We start from the raw sequence: 16,359 nt of genomic DNA, 5'->3' as shown, positions 1-16,359 counted from the left end.
GGATCGATACGGCGCCGGCACGAGGCCGGCGCCGTATCGCTCGCGATGCTTCAGCGGATCGGCGGAGCGTATTGCAGCCCCCCCTTGGTCCAGAGCGCGTTCTGGCCGCGCGCGATCTTCAGGAGCGAGCCCTGGCCGACATTCTTCTCGAAGACCTCGCCGTAATTGCCGACATGCTTGATGATCCGGTAGGCCCAGTCATTGGTCAGGCCCATCGGTTCGCCGAACTTGCCCTCGGTGCCGACGAAGCGCTTGATCTCGGGATTGTCCGATTTCAGCATCTCGTCGACATTTGCCTTGGTGATGCCGAGTTCCTCGGCGTTCAGCATGGCAAAGTGAGTCCATTTGACGATGTCGAGCCAGTTGTCGTCACCATGGCGAACGACGGGGCCGAGCGGCTCCTTCGAGATGATCTCAGGCAGGACGATGTGGTCGGCAGGCGTCGTCAGGTTCAGGCGCTCGGCATAAAGACCCGAAGCGTCCGTGGTGAAGGCGTCGCAGCGGCCTGCCTCATAGGCCTTGACGGTCTCGGTGTTGCTCGCGAAGGCAACGACTTCGTACTTCATCTTGTTGGACCGGAAATAGTCCGCAAGGTTGAGTTCCGTGGTCGTGCCCTGCTGCGTGCAGATGGATCCCCCGGCAAGCTTCAACGCGGAGTCGACGCCGAGTTTCTTGCGGACCAGGAAGCCTTGGCCGTCATAATAGTTCACGCCCGCGAAATTGAGCCCGAGCGAGGTGTCGCGCGACAGCGTCCAGGTCGTGGTGCGCGAGAGCAGATCGACCTCACCCGATTGCAGCGAGGTGAACCGGTCCTTGGCCGAGAGCGGGATGAACTTGACCTTCAGCGGATCGTTGAAGACCGCCGCCGCGACCGCGCGGCAGAGATCGACGTCCAGGCCTGTCCAGTTACCCTGGGCATCGGGAATACCGAAGCCGGCAAGGCCCGTCCCCGAACCGCAATGGAGAATCCCTCGGCTCTTGACCTGGGCAAGCGTGCCGGTCTGCGCTTGCGCTCCGCCGACGCAAGCGATGGTTGCTGCCGCGGCGATCGCGGCGGCGTAAAATTTATTCATGGTTGTTTCCCCTGTTGGCGGAACGGGTTCTTCCCGTTCTCGAAATGGTAGCAAGTCCCGGACCAAACGATCCTCGCCCGGTATCCTCCCCTCCTTCCCTCACAAAATAAAGCCGTCGCGACCAAACCGCGAACGGAGCGCCGGTAGAACCGACGCTCCGCTGACTCGATCAACGGATCGGAGGAGCGTACTGCAATCCCCCGTTGGTCCACAGCGCATTCTTTCCACGGGCAATTTTGAGCACGGAACCGGCGCCGACATTGCGCTCGAACGCCTCGCCGTAATTGCCGACGAGCTTGATGGCCCGGTAGGCCCAATCGTTGCTCAGGCCGACCGCTTCGCCGAACTTGCCTTCGACGCCGAGCAGGCGCCGGATCTCGGGGTTGGCCGATTTCAGCATCTCGTCGACATTCGCCTTGGTGATGCCGAACTCTTCCGCGTTCAGCATCGCGAAATGCGTCCATTTCACCAGGTTGATCCACTGCATGTCGCTGCTGCGGACGACCGGGCCGAGCGGCTCCTTGGAGATGATCTCGGGGAGGACGACGGCATCCTCCGGCGCGGTCAGCTTCAAGCGCAGCGCGTAGAGCGCAGAGGAGTCGTCGGTCAGCGCATCGCAGCGCCCGGATTCGAAGGCCTTGATCGCCTCGTCACCCTTGTCGAAGGCGACGACCTCGTACTTGATCTTGTTGGCGCGGAAGAAATCCGCGACGTTCAACTCGGTCGTCGTGCCCTGCTGCAGGCAGATCGATGCGCCATCGAGCTTCAGGGCGGATTGGACGCCGAGCTTCTTCTGAACCAGGAAGGCCTGGCCGTCATAATAGTTCACGGTCGAGAAGCTCAAGCCGAGCGCCGTGTCGCGCGCCATCGTCCAGGTGCTCGTTCGCGACAGCAGATCGACCTCGCCCGATTGAAGCGCGGTGAAGCGGTCCTTCGACGACAGCGGAACGAACTTGACCTTGCCGGCATCGTTGAAGATCTCGGCTGCGATGGCGCGGCACAGATCGACATCGAGGCCGACCCAGTTTCCTTGCGCATCCGGGATGCCGAAGCCGGCCAAGCCCGGGCTGACGCCGCAAATGAGTTCGCCGCGGTTCTTGACCGTTGCGAGCGATGAGGTCTGGGCCTGGGCGTGTTCCACGCCAGGAAGGAATGTGGCAAGCGCGAGCGCCGCGACGAGCAATCGTTTCATGGTAGTCCCCTATCCGGAGCGGTTCATCCGCTCTCGCGTATTTTGAGCGCCCAGAGCCGCATATTCTGCGGTTTATGAGGACCTATTCGGCATGGGCGTGAGCAGCCCGGGCGCCGAACGATGTCGGCGCCCGGATTTGGTTTGATGTCAGCGAACCGGCGGGGCGTATTGCAGGCCGCCCTTGGTCCAGAGACCATTCTGGCCACGCGCGATCTTCAGCAGCGAGCCCTGGCCGACGTTCTTCTCGAAGGATTCGCCGTAATTGCCGACCAGCTTGACGATGCGGTAGGCCCAATCAGCGGTGAGGCCGACGCCTTCGCCGAACTTGCCCTCGACGCCGAGCAGACGCTTGATCTCGGGATTGGGCGACTTCAGCATCTCGTCGACATTGGCCTTGGTCACGCCGAGCTCCTCGGCGTTCAGCATGGCGTAGTGCACCCACTTCACCAGGTTGAACCACTGCGCGTCGGTGTTGCGGACGGACGGGCCGAGCGGCTCCTTCGAGATGATCTCGGGCAGGACCATGTGATCGTCCGGCGCCGTCAGCTTCAGGCGCTCGGCATAGAGGCCCGAGGCGTCGGTGGTGAAGGCGTCGCAGCGGCCGGCGTCATAGGCCTTGACCGTCTCGTCTGACGAGGCGAAGGCGACGACTTCGTATTTCAGGTTGTTGGCGCGAAAGAAGTCGGCCAGGTTCAGCTCGGTCGTGGTGCCCTGCTGGGTGCAGACCGAGGCGCCCGAAAGCTGCAGCGCCGAGGTGACGCCAAGCTTCTTGCGGACGAGGAAGCCCTGGCCGTCATAGTAGTTCACGCCGGTGAAGAGCAGGCCGAGCGAGGTGTCGCGCGACATCGTCCAGGTCGAGTTGCGGACGAGCAGATCGACCTCGCCCGACTGCAGCGCGGTGAAGCGATCCTTCGCCGAAAGCGGGATGAACTTGACCTTGCTGGCATCGTTGAAGATCGCCGCGGCGATAGCGCGGCAGTAATCGACATCGAGGCCGACCCAGTTGCCCTGGGCGTCCGGCACGCCGAAGCCGGCGAGACCGGTGTTGGAACCGCAGTTGAGGATGTTGCGCGACTTGACCTGGGCCAAGGTCGCAGGCGCCTGCGCCGAAACCGCTGTGGCGGTGACCGCGAGCCCAAGCCCTGCGATCGCGGCTGCCAAAAATTTCTTCATTGCTCTCTCTCCCATTGAGGTCTCCTGTCCGGCCGGGCCGGCAGGCCGTCATCGGCTTCGCCGCGTGCAGGCATTTTGCCCGCTCTGATTGCACAGGAATTAAGCGGCGTCCCCAAGGTCGATTGCCAGAGACGCTCATGAGCGTCAAGCAACGGCCCCTATCCGGCACGCCTCTTTCCCGCCTTCGCATCACATGCAAGTTTCGAAGGGTGGTCAAGCCTGACCGGAAACCAAAGAACGGCCTTGCGATTCCATCCATGAAAAAGCTGTCCCCGCCTGACTTCGCGCGCCTGCGCGAGAAAACCCGCCTCGTCCTTGCAGGCCGCGATCCGGCCGATAGCTATGGTTTCGTCAATCCCGCGATCGTACGCGGCTCGACGGTGATCTATCCCAATATGGAGGATTTCCTCGCCCGGAAGTCGCGCTACACCTATGGCACGCAGGGCAACCCGACGATCGATGCACTGATCGCGGCGCTGAACACCATGGAAGGCGGCGCGGGCGTCGTCGTCTGCCCCTCAGGCCTGCTCGCCTGCACCTTGCCGATGCTGGCGGTGCTCTCGGCCGGCGATCACCTTCTGGTGACCGACAGTGTCTACCGGCCGACGCGCAATTTCTGCGACAGGATGCTGCCGCGCCTGGGCATCGAGGTCAGCTATTACGATCCGGCCGTCGGCGGCGATATCGCAAAGCTGTTCAAGCCGAACACCAAGGCTGTCTGGACCGAGGCGCCGGGCTCGCAGACCTTCGAGATGCAGGACATTCCGGCCATCGTGGACGCCGCGCATGCCCGCGACGTGCTGGTGCTGATGGACAACACCTGGGCGACGCCGCTGTTCTTCGACAGCCACAAATTCGGCGTCGACATCTCGGTACAGGCCGGCACGAAATACTATGCCGGCCACTCCGACGTGCTGATCGGCACCGTCTCGGCGCGCACGCCCGAGCAATACAAGCTGGTCCGGGACTGCTGGGAGACGCTCGGCGTCATCATCGCGCCCGAGGACGCCTTCCTGACGTTGCGCGGCATCCGCACCATGCATATTCGCCTGAAGGAGCAGATGCCGGCCGGCCTGGACATGGCGCAGTGGCTAAGCGAGCGCCCGGAAGTGGCGCGGGTGCTGCATCCGGCGCTGCCGAGCGACCCCGGCCACGCGCTCTGGAAGCGCGATTTCACCGGCGCGTCATCGCTGTTTGCGATCGAGTTGAAGCCCGTGGCGATGAAGGCCGTCGGCGCCATGCTGGACGGCCTGACCCTGTTCGGCATGGGCGCGTCCTGGGGCGGCTATGAGAGCCTCGCTTTGCCCTTCGACTGCAAGCCCTACCGCACGGCGACGACGCCAAACTTCGCGGGGCCGACGGTCCGCCTGCATATCGGGCTCGAGGACATCGAGGATCTGAAGGCCGATCTCGACGCCGGTTTCGCCCGGCTGCGTGCGGCGAGCTGACGGCGTGCCGGGCAACCCATCGAGCCCGATCGTCTTCGCCTATCTCGACGAACCGCCCTTCTGCTTTCCGACGGAAGGCGGGACGGCGGGAGGCAGTGATGTCGAACTGGTGACGGCTGTGCTCAAGGCGCTCGGCATCGCTTCGTTCGAGACGCGGCTGACGAGCTTCGCCGAGCTGTTGCCCGGCCTCGTCGACGGGCGCTGGACGATCACCACCCCGCTCTTCATCTCGCAGGAGCGGCTGGAACTCGTTGATTTCAGCCATCCGGTCTGGGCTCTGGCCGACGGCCTGATGACCAGGCAGGCGGATAGCGCGCGTCTGACATGTTATGAAGCCCTGGCGCGCGACGGGCGCTCACGGCTCGCGGTCGTGTCCGATCAGGTCCAGGAACAGACCGGATTGAAAGCAGGCATCCCCGATGGTCGCATCCTGCGGGTCGCCACGCAGGAGGATGCCGTGGATTTGGTGCGATCGGGACGCGCCGACGCCTATGCCAGCGTCGCCATGGCGCATCGCGGCTACCTCGCGCTCCACCCCGACCCCAGGCTTGCCGTCGTCACGGTACGAGCCGCTATGCCGGCTCGTGGCGCTTTTGCCTTCGCCAAATCGGCTGCTGGTTTCAGGCGGCGTTTCGATGAGGCCTTGCGCAGCCAGCTCGGCAGCGCCGGGCACCGCAGCATGATGGCACGCTACGGGTTTTCGCCCGACGACCTGACGCTCGATCACCTCGCATTCGGACGGTAGCGTCCGGATGCGAGGTGATCGTTTCCTGGAGTTTAGAGCATTGCTTCTGCGAAAAACCGGTACCCACTTTCTCGCGCAATGCTCTATGAGGCCGAGCGGTTTTTGCGGTTGCTGAAGATCAGCATGAGATTGCGCACATAGATCACCACCGCCAGCGCCTGGCCCATGATGATGATCGGCTCGCGCCGGACGATGCCGTAGATCAGCGTCATGGCGCCGCCGGCCATCGAGAAATACCAGAAGGAGAGCGGCATCACGGAATTGCCCTCGCGCTCGCTGGCGAGCCACTGCACCAGGAAACGCGCCGTGAACAGCAACTGCGCGATGATGCCGAAGGCGAGCCAGAAGTCGAACTTCAGCACGAAGACGTCGTAGATATAGTCGGATACGGCGTGGCCGATCGAGATGATCATGATTGCGTGTCCGGCACGATCTGAGGAATGCGCTTGCGCCGGCGGATCAACCACCAGACGCCGGCAAGGTCTAGAATACCGACCCAAAGCCGGTCGAAGAAGCCGTAATTCGAGACGCCGGTGAGCCGGGGCCGGTCGCGGACCTCGACATGCACGATGCCATAGCCCTCGCGCGCCATCAGCGCCGGCATGAAGCGATGCAGCGCATCAAAATAAGGCAAGGCGAGATAGGCCTCGCGGCGGAAGCATTTCAGACCGCAGCCGGTGTCGCGCGTGCCATCCTTGAGGATGCGCCCGCGCACGCCGTTGGCGATGCGCGATTGCAGCTTCTTGAAGCCGGTGTCCTTGCGCCCGACGCGCTGCCCCTGCACGAGCCCGGCCTGCAGACCCGCCTGCTGCAGCGCCTCCAGCATGCGCGGCAGGAAAGCCGGGTCGTTCTGGCCATCGCCGTCGAGCGTCGCGACGATCGCCGAGCGGGCATGGCGTACGCCGCTGCGCACGGCCGCGCTCTGACCGCAGGACTGTGCGTGAGTGACGACGCGCAGCCAGGGCCGGCTCACTATCAGCCCCATCAGCGCCTGCGCGGTGCCATCGCTCGAGCCGTCATTGACGAAGATCACCTCGAAACCACCGATCGTGGCGCAGGCGGTCTCGATGTCGGCCAGCAAGGGGCCGACATTGCCGACCTCGTTGCGGACGGGGACGACGACGCTGAGGATCGGCGGTGGAACTGCGGGGCTGTCGGTCAACGGGACATCATCCGGGAAAACGGCGCGCAACCTGCGTCAAGCGCGGCTGCGGGGCAAGGAACATTCATCTGGCTCACGGGCGCACGAACACCGCGATCTCGAGCCGGCGGCCGCCATTGAGATTGAAACCGTTCAGCGTGGTCAGCAAACGCGGCGTCAGGCCGGCCTGGGAGATCGCCGTCTGGAACTCGGCCGCGAAGCGCTTCTCGACGAAGGCGATGCGGCAGCCGGGTTGATTCAGGAAGGATGCCACTGCTGCGCCATCCGCCGCCATGGCGAGATCGGTGCCGGTCAGGAAGACCAGGCTCGGCTCGCGATAACCCGCCGTGATGACCTTGGGATCGGTGCAACCGGCCGTGGCGACGGTCTCGGCCAGGCGCGGCGAGAGCTTCAACGAATGCAGGCTTTCGACCGCGAAACCATAGACGCCGGCACCAAGCAGCAGGCTTGCCAGCACGCAGCGCCAGAGCGCGCCTTCGAGATCGCCACGACGGAAGGCCGCAACCACGCGCCAGGCGACGAGCAGCATCAAGGCAAGCAGCGGCAGCGCCAGATAAGGCAAGGCCTGGTCGAGCGTCCAGTTGCCGTAGAGGATTACCCCGACAAGCGCGAGCGGGACCAGGAACACCAGCGCGGCGGTCGCCACGGCTCCACGCCGGAAGCGGTCAATGCCGCCATTGACCAGCGCCAGCAGCAGCAGGGCGGTGATGGCCGGATAGAGCGGCAGGACATAATGCGGCAGCTTGGTCGGCACTGCCTCGAAGACGATCCAGGACGGGATGATCCAGGCCAGCAGGAACAGGATCTGCGGTTCGCGCCGGCGCACCCAGGCGAAGGGGATCGCCATCGCCGCGAATGCCGCCGCCGGCCAATAGGTGCCAAAGAAGACCAGCAGATAGAGCCCAGGCGGCCCCCAATGCTTCTCCTGGCCCTCGGAGACCTTGCCGAGCATGTCCTGGCCGACGCTCTCAGCGAAGAAGGAGCCGCCGGTCTTCATCATAATGGCGACGAACCAGGGCAGCACGACGATGAGGCAGAGCAGCAGGCCCGGCCCGAAGCGCAGCGGCTTCAGCCAGCGGACGCCACGCTCGCTCACGCAGAGCACGATCATGGCGAGGCCCCAGACCATCGGCACGATCGGCCCCTTGATCAGCAAACCGATCGCAGTGGCGCCCCAGAAGACGAGCCAGTTCCAGCGGCTCGGCACGAAGGCGAGCGAGCGCGTCCAGTCGAGCCAGGTCCGCGCGAGCGCGCCCATGGTCGCGACCGCGCAGGCGGCCAGCACCGCATCGGTCTTGGCGATGCGCGCCTCGACGCCGAGCAGCACGCAGGCCGCCATCAACGCCCCGCCAAGCAGGGCCAATGGCGGGCTGACGAAAGCGAGCAGCGCCCAATAGGTCAGGAGCACCGCCGCCACGGCACCGACCAGCGAGGGCAGGCGGTAAAGCCAGATCTGGGTCCGCGCCTGCGGCACACCGAGCGCCTCGCCGGCCGAGACCGCCGCGCTCTGCAGCCAGTAGATGCCGACCGGCTTCTTGTGACGCGCCTCGGCCTGGAAGCGAATATCGACGAAATCGCCGCTCTCCAGCATCTGCTTGGAGGCTTGCGCGAAGCGCGGTTCGTCGCGGTCGAGCGGCTGGAGTGTGCTGAAGCCGGGCAGGAAGGCGGCGAGCGCCAGCAGGAACAACAGGGCACAGGCGCGCAGATGGCTCGTTGAAGCAAAGCTCGTGATGCGCTCGATCGCAGGGGTCAGCGAAACCATGGTGATCCTTGCGACCGAGGTCGCGCTCGTGACGTGCCGGTGGGCAGCCCCTCATCGCGAGCGAAAGCCCGTAGCGGAGCCGTGCCCGGATGACGAGCCTTTCGGGCGCGATCAAGGCGGAGCCATGCCCCGAAAGCCATGACCGGCGCGGTTTACGCCGCCTGTCGCGGCGCTGCAAGCCAAACGCCATGACAGGCCCATGCTGTAGAGCTTTGACTATGCATCGGCTTGTCCCGAAAACCGGTTCCCACTTTTCGGGCCGATGCTCCTTGATCCTGCATCGGCTTGTCCCGAAAACCGGTTCCCACTTTTCGGGCCGATGCTCTAGCTTGGGTTCCAATTGGAGACGGCGATGGGCAGGCTTCTTCTCGGGGCGATACGCAGCGGCCTCTGGGGCTTGCTGCTGGGGCCATTGATCGCCCTGCTGCTCGTGATCGCCGCGATGATCTTCGACCCGAAATGCGGCGTAGGCGATTCCGGCGGCTGCGCCATGGGGCTGGTGACGGCGCCGCTGGCCATCGCATTGCCGAGTTTCGGGCTGTTTTTCGCGATCGGGCTGGCGCGCGGCTTGTGGCGCCAGCGGCCGTGCGATCTTCGGGCGGCGATCAAGCGCCTGCGTAATTGGGGCCGGGACGAGTGAGAGCCAAGCTCAGGCACGCTTGAGGAACTCGGTCTTCAGGACGAGGCCCTTCACTTTCTCGGCATTGCACTCGATCTCGCCCGGATCGTCCGTCAGGCGGATGTTCTTGACCAGTGTGCCGCGCTTCAGCGTGACAGAGGTTCCCTTGACCTTGAGGTCCTTGATCAAAGTGACGGAATCGCCATCCTTCAGCACCGTGCCGTTGCTGTCCTTGACGTCGCTCATGGCAATTCCCGAGATCTGAAGCCTTGGCGCACCAAAGGCGCGGCGCTTTCGCGCAAGGCGAATGAAATGGCGAGCCCGGCTGGATTCGAACCAGCGACCAGCAGCTTAGAAGGCTGCTGCTCTATCCATCTGAGCTACGGGCCCGTGGGCTCCGGCGCAAGCGCCCTCGCCTATCTCGCTCGCGCGCCACGCAGGACGCGGCGCGTATTGATCAGTGCGTCCACTGTCCGACGCGGCTGAACTTGAAATTATCGGCATAGGCCATTGAACGGCGCTTGGCCTCATGGGGCTGCTCGACCCGGTAGGCGATGCCGTTGCGCGTGGCGTAGGCGACGGCTTCCGCCTCGCTGTCGAACCAGAGCTTGAGCTGGCTCTTCATGTCGCCCGACGAGGTCCAGCCCATCAGCGGCTCGATCTCGCGCGGACGCTCCGGCTCATATTCCAGCAACCAGCGATCGGTCTTGGCGGTGCCGGACTGCATCGCAGTGCGGGCGGGGCGGTAAATGCGTGCGGTCATGGTCTCGCTCGGCCGTCACCAGAATTGCCCAGGCCCGCCTGCGGCGAACCGTTTCGAAACGAGAAGGCTGGTCGGGGCACCAGGATTCGAACCTGGGACCCTCTGCTCCCAAAGCAGATGCGCTACCGGGCTGCGCTATACCCCGACTGAGCCATTCCTCGCGTCGCGGTTGGCTATCACGACGCGGGCTTGCGCCGCAAGCGAAAGCCAAGATTCAAACGATGACAAGAATCAAGCGCTGAACCCATCAGCGCGCAAACCGCTCAGCGCTTGAACAAGACATGCTCGACCTTGTCGCCGGGCTTGATGCCGAGTTTCTCGGCGACGCCGCCATTGATCTCCAGCACCGAGAGCACCGGCTCGCCCGAGGGAATCGTGCGGGTCGACATCGGCTCGGTGCGCTCCGCGATGCGCGAGATCGTGCCGTTGGCGCGGATGAAAAGCATGTCGAGCGGAATATAGGTGTTCTGCATCCACATCGCGACCGGCTCGGTGCGGGCGAAATCGAAAAGCATGCCGCGATCCTCGGGCATGTAGTTGCGGTACATCAGCCCCTTGGCGCGCTGGTCGGGCGTGCGCATGACCTCGACCTGGAAAACGTGGCGCGTGCCGCCGCTGACGATGACGAGCTGCTCGAGTCCGGCTGCGGGAGCCGCGGCTTGCGCCAAGGCGGGAGACGGCCCTGTCGCCAGGGCGACCCAGGCAAGGCAGGCAGTAATGAAAGACAAGGCGGCCCGCATGGCTTAGTGCTCCCCGGCTGCGGCAAACGACGCCCTCTCTCGACCCGGGAGATGGCGAATTTCCGACAGATACCGGCGACAGCTCGGAATTGGTCAAGTATTTCCTCTCACACAGCCTGTCGCCCCGCTTCCCTTCCTGGCGGCGTTGCGGCAGGGTCGCGCACCCAAACGGGAGAGTTTCATGATCGCTTTGCCCCTCCAACGGCTGACGAGCTACCGCAGCGCGGCTCTTGCCACCATCCTCATCGCGCTCGCGCAGCAACCGGCCCGGGCCGCCGATTTCCAGATCGACGGGCTGAAGCTCGATTTCGGCGCCGTGGTGATCGCGGTGCCCAAGATCGACGTGAAGGGCTCGGCGCTGGAGCGCGAGGCCTTCGTCTCCCTGTTCAACGGCAGCACAGGCGAAAGCGCCGTCTCCCGGATGAGCAAGCTCAACGCTGCCGAGATCAGTGCCCCGGAGCTGACCATCGAGCAGGCGGTCGGCGCTCAAAAGCAGGTCACGCGCTATCGCGATGTCCGCTTTTCCGATGTGAAGGACGGCAAGATCGGTCGCGGCACCGCAGCGAGCGGCACGATTACGGCAACGCTTCCCGCCAGCGGAAGCCCCGCGAAGCCGCCGTCCGCGGGCGGCGCGCTCGGCGACGCGGCCAAGGCCATCGCTGGTGGCGCAAGCGCCGGCCCGACCTCCATCAGCGGCCAGTTGCTCCGCACCAGCTTCGAGGCGCTCGACCTGAAGCACATGGCGCGCGTGCTGACCGAGAAGGCGCAACCGGGCGTCACTGAAGCGATGCTGCCGGTATTCGGCCGCTTCGAGCAGGATGGCTACACGCTCGACATGGGCGCTGCCGGCAAGATGTCGCTCGGCAAGACGACGGGGCGCGGTTTTGCCGCCAGGGTCGGCGACGAGCCGCTCGGCGAAGTGTTCACGCGGCTCATGGCCATGTCGGAGGCTCAGGCAAAAGCCGCCAAGGAACCCGGCGCCAAGCCGCCATCGCTGAAGAGCGAGGAAGACCGGCGCATGGGCCTGTCCCTGCTCTCGCTCTACGACAATTTCTCCTATGGCAGCGGCGAGGCGCGCGACATGGCGATGACCGTCGTCACGCCGGCGACGCCCAGTGCCAAATCCGAGACCGTCGACATGAAGATCGCGCGGATCGCCTTCGGCGAGGACGCGCCGGCGAAATCGGGCTTTGCCGTCGAGGGCCTGCAGTTCGCCGCCGGCGGCGCCAAGGGCCAGATCGATTCGCTGAGCCATTCCGGCTTCGCGATGGGCTCCGTCCTCAGCGAATTGAAGGCGCTGCTCGCCAAACCCGATGCCGAGATCGACACGATCGATTTCCGCAAATTCATCCCGACCATCGGGACGTTCCGCCTGGACGGGCTTTCGGTCGATGTGCCGCAACCGGGCAAGCCCGGGCAGCCCGCTTTGGCGCCATTGAAGGTCGGATTGAAGACCTTCGAGCTGAAGGCCGGCGAACAGCTCAACGGCGTTCCCACCAGCCTGGGCCTGACGATCGACAACCTGCTGGCCCCCGTCACGGAAACGAGCGGCAATCCCGCCGCGCGCGACCTGATCGCCATGGGCTACCGCATGCTCGACTTCTCGGCGAAGATCGATCTCGCCTGGGAGGCCGCGCGCAACGAGCTCGCCATCCGCGCGATCTCGCTCGGCGGAGCCGGCATGGGCAAGCTCGAGGCCAAGGGCACGCTGGGCAACGTCACCAAGGATCTGTTCTCGAGCGATCTCGCCTTGGCTCAGGTCGCGGCGCTGGGCGCAACCGCGCGCCTGGTCGAGGCGAAGCTGCAGAATCAGGGGCTGTTCGAGAAGCTGCTCGACAATGAGGCGCGCAAGGCCAAGCGCAAGCCCGAGGATCTGCGCCGCGAATACGCCATGATGGCGAGCCTCGGGCTTGCCGCCATCCTGGGCCCGTCCGACGCCGCCAAGACGCTGACGGCGGCGGTCTCGCGCTTCGTCGCCAAGCCCGGCACGCTCACCGTCCAGGCCAGCGCGAAATCCGGCAGCGGGCTCGGCCTCGCCGATGTGATCACGCTCACGGATCCGACCGAGATCTTCGACAAGATCGATCTCAAAGCCAATGCCGAGTGAGCCAGAGCCGGATGATTTCAGACGGCGTCACAAAGTGACTCCGTCTGAAATCAGAATCCGTCTCTCATCAAATAGTTAGAGCAGGATCAATGCGAAAAACCGGTGCCCACTTTTTCGCATCCTGCTCTAGGCGTTTCCAGCGAAGCGGACACCGGTTCGCGTGAAGAAAACGCGTCCCAACAAGAGCCTGGAGCAATTGAACGATCCCACCGGATCGGAAACTGCTCTGGGCGGCATTCTGCCGCCGGAAGACGAGGACTGGCGGCCAGGCCGGCTCGCGGCCTGGTGGTCGGGCCTGGCCCCGGCGCTGCGCGGCGCCCTGCGTCGCCACGTCAACCCCGACAACCAGACGCGGCTGCATCTGGCGCGGCTGATCGCGCGGCGGCCCAGCCAGATCGCGGTCGGAGCCTATACCTATGGCCGGCCGAAGCTGCGCTTTCCCGAGAGCGGCGTTCGCCTGCGCATCGGCCGCTACGGCTCGATTGCCGATGGCGTCGAAATCATGCTCGGCGGCAATCACCGGCTCGATTGGGTAACGACCTATCCCTTTCCAGCCCTGCCCCGGCTCTGGCCGGAAGCAACCGGTATCACCGGCAGCGACACCTCGCGCGGCGACGTCATCATCGGGCACGATGTCTGGCTCGGCTCGCAATGCATGGTGATGTCGGGCGTCACGATCGGCCATGGCGCGGTGGTGGCGGCGCGCGCCGTGGTGACGCGCGACGTGCCCGCCTATGCCATCGTCGCCGGCAATCCGGCGCGGGTGGTCAGGATGCGCTTTGAGGATACGCAGGTCGCAGCGCTCTTGGCGACGCGCTGGTGGGACCTACCCCGCGACCAGGTCGCCGACCTGCTGCCGCTCCTGATGTCCGGGCAGGTCGAAGACCTCGTGGCCGAGATCAACCGTAGATCAGGCGACGCTTGAGCCCGAGCGCCGGTCTCTCGACGACGTACCAGCTCGCCGCAGCCAGGAGCAGGGTCAGCAACAAAGAAGGCGCGAGCAGGGTCAGCGCGCCGGCCGCGGGAAACAGCGCATAGAAGACCTGCTGTACGGGCCAGCCATAGAGATAGACGCCATAGGAGACATCGGCCGCGGGGGTGCTGCGCCAGGCTGTCAGGGCCGGCGCGAGAGCCAGCACGATCACGCCCCAGGCCGTGACCGAGAAGAGAGCGGCCTTGTAGAGCGGCGTCCTCGCCAGCAGCGCGACAAGGACGGCAAGCCCGCAAAGCCCCCATACGGACAGCGGCACGCGCTCGCGCCAGAGATAGATCACGCCCCCGGTCACGAAGATCAGCGGCAAGCGCAACCCGGTCTCGACACCCTTGGCGCCATTGGGAGCGATGACCTCGCGCAGGATGACGGCGGCCAGCAGCACGACCCATAGGCAAAGCACCCATCTGCGCCGACACAACCACCCGGCCAGACCCGCGACAAGGACGCCGAGATAGCAGAGGCATTCATATTTCAGGGTCCAGACCGTCCCCATCGGGAAGGACAGCGGATTCTGGTCGAAGACGCCTGGTAGCGCTGCCGCGCTCTTGAAGGTGGTCAGTGTGCCCCAGATGAAACGCCAGAGCTGCCCATCCGCGAAATAGGACGCCCAATCGAGGCGTGTCATCACGGTTCCGATGACCAGTGAAACGAACAGGGTGGCCGCGATCAGGCCAGGCACGATCCTGAGCAGGCGGGCCAGCCCATAATCGCGCCAGCCGCGCTGTTCATAGCTCATCGTCACCAGGAAGCCGGAAATGGCGAAGAAGCCGTTGACCGCATGCTCGCCTAGCGTGAAGCCGGTGGCGTGCATGAGCGGCTCCTCATCGAGATGGCCCGTCGCTACGCTGAAAGCGTGCGAGACGACCACGGCGAGCGCCAGGACGAGGCGCAGGATTCCAAAATTATTCGAGCCGCAGACCATCCCGTCGCCAACGCAACGGAAGCGCGCGGACGTCACGACCTCGCCTCCAGCCCTTGCCGCGCGAGCGCGCTCGCGCCTCGCAGCCAGGCCAGCGCGCCAGCGACGGAGCCGGCATGGGCAAACATCTTGTCTCGATTCAAGATCAGTCCGTAACCGATTGTTTTAAAGGAATTTTCTATAATCTTGAGCCACCTTGGAGCCGGCAGGCCGTACTTGCTGGCGACATAGCGTTCCGACCAGGCGAGGTGCCAGCGTGCCGTGAGGCGGCGCTGCGGCGAGGGTGTGCTGGAGCGGCCCCGGCCATGCCGGGCTTCCGCCGAATCGACATGGACGAGGCTGCGGCCGGCGTCGCGCATGCGGCGGCAGAGATCGTCATCCTCATAGAACAGGAAGATCGCCGGATCGAAGCCGCCCAGCGCCAGGAAGGCGTCGCGGCGAATCAGGAGGCAAGCGCCCGAGAGGAAAGGCAGGCAGGCATCCCCTTCCGGGATAACGGCGTCACCGGGCTGATTGAGATAGGGCGGCGACAGCAAAGAGCGCGGCTGCAGGAAGACGCGGCCGGAGGGTTCGACGATGCGCGGCGCGAGCATGCCGGCATCGGGGTAGCGCTCCGCGGCCGCCAGCAGCGCCGCCACCGCGCCGTGCTGCAGCTCGAGATCGGGATTGACGATCAGCACGTAGGGCGTCTCGGCTGCGTTGACACCGCGATTATTGGCGCGGCCATAGCCTTCGTTCAAGGCGTTGGCGAGCGTCCGGGCGCCTTGCGCCTGCGCGATGGCGCGGGTCTCGTCCTGGCTGGCATTGTCGACCACGATCGCCGGTACGCCCTCGCTCGCCAGCGCCGCCAGGCAGGCAGGCAGGACCTGGGCGCTGTCATAGGCGACCACGATAGCTGTGACGGAGTCTGCGAAAGCCTGCGACATGATGGCTGTTTGGCCGCAAGGCGCGGCCGCAGGCAAGCGAAATTCAGCGCCGGGTCAGGAGCGCCAGCTCGCGCTGCACAACAAGACGCTCCACCGCCTCGCAGCGGCGCGGCGCCTTGTAGGATTTCACCGCAAGGCTCGCCGAGGTCGAAAGGAAGCGCTGACGGTCTTCGCGTGCGACCCGCGCCAGCACGCCCTGCCGGTCCACTCTGAGCCCGCAATCATAGCCGCGCGACACCTGGGCCGCCGCATATTCGGGCGTTCCGGGCAAGGCTGTGATGGTGCTGGTACAGGCGGCGAGAGCAAGCAGGGACAGCCCCGCAAGGCACGGTTTGGCGAAGGACATCGGGCAGCTCCGCTCAGAGCGCGTCGAAGCGCCCTGCCCGGACCCGCACCATCCGCTCCTTGAGCGCGGCGCGTTCCTCGGGCGTGCAGGCCTGCGGACGGATGTCCTGGTTGATCGTCTCCGCCTCGGAGACGGTGACATAGGCCGAGCGCGCGCTGGCAATCTGATCGGGCGTTGCGCCGCGCTCGCGCTCGGAGGCGATGAAGCGCTCCAGCGTGCTGGCGCGCGGGTAGCCCGCCTGGCAGGCGATCGAGCGCGAGACCAGGCTGGCCAGCTCCGCCCCCCTCCCCGCGCCCGGATTGGCCGAACTCTGGACGCAAGCCCCCAGCGGCAGCGCAAGCAGACAGGCGAGCGCCAGCGGGCGCACGACGACAGAGGCGGGCATCGAGG

At 65.3% G+C, this 16,359-nt stretch carries 18 protein-coding genes and 2 tRNA genes; 5 read left to right on the top strand and 15 right to left on the bottom strand.

Translation table 11 applies throughout. The features are described from left to right. Window positions 1–50: 50 nt before the first annotated feature. The 3 genes from BHK69_RS18320 to BHK69_RS18310 form a co-directional block, all read right to left on the bottom strand. Window positions 51–1,073: an amino acid ABC transporter substrate-binding protein gene (locus BHK69_RS18320; protein WP_069691344.1), complete on the bottom strand. Its 1,023-nt coding sequence runs from the start codon at window positions 1,071–1,073 to the stop codon at window positions 51–53. A gap of 169 nt (window positions 1,074–1,242) precedes the next feature. Further along, window positions 1,243–2,265, bottom strand: a complete 1,023-nt coding sequence (locus BHK69_RS18315; RefSeq protein WP_069691343.1) for an amino acid ABC transporter substrate-binding protein — start codon at window positions 2,263–2,265, stop codon at window positions 1,243–1,245. A 147-nt stretch (window positions 2,266–2,412) separates the two neighbouring features. Beyond that, the gene (locus tag BHK69_RS18310; protein ID WP_069691342.1) at window positions 2,413–3,438 is read right to left on the bottom strand and encodes an amino acid ABC transporter substrate-binding protein; all 1,026 of its coding nucleotides are present in this window, start codon (window positions 3,436–3,438) and stop codon (window positions 2,413–2,415) included. Window positions 3,439–3,695: 257 nt separating this feature from the next. Between BHK69_RS18310 and metC the strand changes: the two genes are divergently transcribed. Together metC and BHK69_RS18300 are read left to right on the top strand one after the other, a co-directional pair. Continuing rightward, complete coding sequence (metC, locus tag BHK69_RS18305; RefSeq protein WP_069691341.1) at window positions 3,696–4,886, top strand: cystathionine beta-lyase; 1,191 nt, start codon at window positions 3,696–3,698, stop codon at window positions 4,884–4,886. Between the two features lie 4 nt (window positions 4,887–4,890). Further along, window positions 4,891–5,631, top strand: coding sequence for a transporter substrate-binding domain-containing protein (locus BHK69_RS18300; protein ID WP_244548241.1), 741 nt, complete (start codon window positions 4,891–4,893; stop codon window positions 5,629–5,631). Window positions 5,632–5,714: 83 nt separating this feature from the next. Here the strand turns inward: BHK69_RS18300 and BHK69_RS18295 are convergent, their stop codons facing one another. The 3 genes from BHK69_RS18295 to BHK69_RS18285 all read right to left on the bottom strand — a co-directional run bounded on the left by BHK69_RS18295 (window position 5,715) and on the right by BHK69_RS18285 (window position 8,555). Beyond that, a complete protein-coding gene (locus tag BHK69_RS18295; RefSeq protein WP_069691340.1) occupies window positions 5,715–6,044 on the bottom strand; it encodes a lipid-A-disaccharide synthase N-terminal domain-containing protein in 330 nt (109 codons plus the stop codon). Then, window positions 6,041–6,793: a glycosyltransferase family 2 protein gene (locus BHK69_RS18290; RefSeq protein WP_069691339.1), complete on the bottom strand. Its 753-nt coding sequence runs from the start codon at window positions 6,791–6,793 to the stop codon at window positions 6,041–6,043. Before BHK69_RS18290 ends, BHK69_RS18295 begins: the two co-directional genes overlap by 4 nt. A gap of 73 nt (window positions 6,794–6,866) precedes the next feature. After that, on the bottom strand, window positions 6,867–8,555 hold the full coding sequence (locus BHK69_RS18285; protein ID WP_069691338.1) for an ArnT family glycosyltransferase: 1,689 nt from the start codon (window positions 8,553–8,555) through the stop codon (window positions 6,867–6,869). Window positions 8,556–8,907: 352 nt separating this feature from the next. On the opposite strand from BHK69_RS18285, the gene BHK69_RS18280 reads away from it, so the two are divergent. After that, window positions 8,908–9,195, top strand: a complete 288-nt coding sequence (locus tag BHK69_RS18280) for a hypothetical protein (protein WP_069691337.1) — start codon at window positions 8,908–8,910, stop codon at window positions 9,193–9,195. 9 nt (window positions 9,196–9,204) lie between these two features. Here the strand turns inward: BHK69_RS18280 and BHK69_RS18275 are convergent, their stop codons facing one another. From BHK69_RS18275 to BHK69_RS18255, 5 genes are all read right to left on the bottom strand, one after another. Next, window positions 9,205–9,420, bottom strand: coding sequence for an alkylphosphonate utilization protein (locus BHK69_RS18275; protein WP_069691336.1), 216 nt, complete (start codon window positions 9,418–9,420; stop codon window positions 9,205–9,207). Window positions 9,421–9,487: 67 nt separating this feature from the next. After that, window positions 9,488–9,564 (bottom strand) — tRNA-Arg (locus BHK69_RS18270). 67 nt (window positions 9,565–9,631) lie between these two features. Further along, complete coding sequence (locus BHK69_RS18265) at window positions 9,632–9,937, bottom strand: ETC complex I subunit (protein ID WP_069691335.1); 306 nt, start codon at window positions 9,935–9,937, stop codon at window positions 9,632–9,634. 68 nt (window positions 9,938–10,005) lie between these two features. Next, window positions 10,006–10,082, bottom strand: a tRNA-Pro gene (locus tag BHK69_RS18260). A gap of 118 nt (window positions 10,083–10,200) precedes the next feature. Next, window positions 10,201–10,677: a DUF192 domain-containing protein gene (locus tag BHK69_RS18255; RefSeq protein ID WP_069691334.1), complete on the bottom strand. Its 477-nt coding sequence runs from the start codon at window positions 10,675–10,677 to the stop codon at window positions 10,201–10,203. Window positions 10,678–10,858: 181 nt separating this feature from the next. On the opposite strand from BHK69_RS18255, the gene BHK69_RS18250 reads away from it, so the two are divergent. After that, entirely contained in the window at window positions 10,859–12,784 is a 1,926-nt protein-coding gene (locus tag BHK69_RS18250) for an aq_1923 C-terminal domain (RefSeq protein WP_069691333.1), read from the top strand. Between the two features lie 307 nt (window positions 12,785–13,091). After that, the gene (locus BHK69_RS18245; RefSeq protein ID WP_083269869.1) at window positions 13,092–13,709 is read left to right on the top strand and encodes a CatB-related O-acetyltransferase; all 618 of its coding nucleotides are present in this window, start codon (window positions 13,092–13,094) and stop codon (window positions 13,707–13,709) included. Here BHK69_RS18245 and BHK69_RS18240 read toward each other — a convergent pair. Genes BHK69_RS18240 through BHK69_RS18225 form a run of 4 tightly spaced genes read right to left on the bottom strand, consistent with a single transcriptional unit; the run spans window position 13,684 to window position 16,354 of the window. Continuing rightward, window positions 13,684–14,700, bottom strand: a complete 1,017-nt coding sequence (locus BHK69_RS18240; RefSeq protein ID WP_069691332.1) for an acyltransferase family protein — start codon at window positions 14,698–14,700, stop codon at window positions 13,684–13,686. The genes BHK69_RS18245 and BHK69_RS18240 overlap by 26 nt on opposite strands. Window positions 14,701–14,732: 32 nt before the next feature. Further along, entirely contained in the window at window positions 14,733–15,623 is an 891-nt protein-coding gene (locus tag BHK69_RS18235; protein WP_069691331.1) for a glycosyltransferase family 2 protein, read from the bottom strand. 43 nt (window positions 15,624–15,666) lie between these two features. Further along, a complete protein-coding gene (locus tag BHK69_RS18230) occupies window positions 15,667–15,969 on the bottom strand; it encodes a hypothetical protein (RefSeq protein ID WP_069691330.1) in 303 nt (100 codons plus the stop codon). A gap of 13 nt (window positions 15,970–15,982) precedes the next feature. After that, window positions 15,983–16,354 (bottom strand): hypothetical protein, encoded by a 372-nt coding sequence (locus BHK69_RS18225; RefSeq protein ID WP_069691329.1) that lies wholly within the window; start codon window positions 16,352–16,354, stop codon window positions 15,983–15,985. Between the last annotated feature and the right edge of the window lie 5 nt (window positions 16,355–16,359).

It is taken from the genome of Bosea vaviloviae (assembly GCF_001741865.1).
In the GTDB taxonomy this organism is placed as follows: domain Bacteria; phylum Pseudomonadota; class Alphaproteobacteria; order Rhizobiales; family Beijerinckiaceae; genus Allobosea; species Allobosea vaviloviae.
The sequence above is the reverse complement of the archived record's forward strand: the minus strand, read 5'-3'. Positions and strand labels throughout refer to the sequence as shown.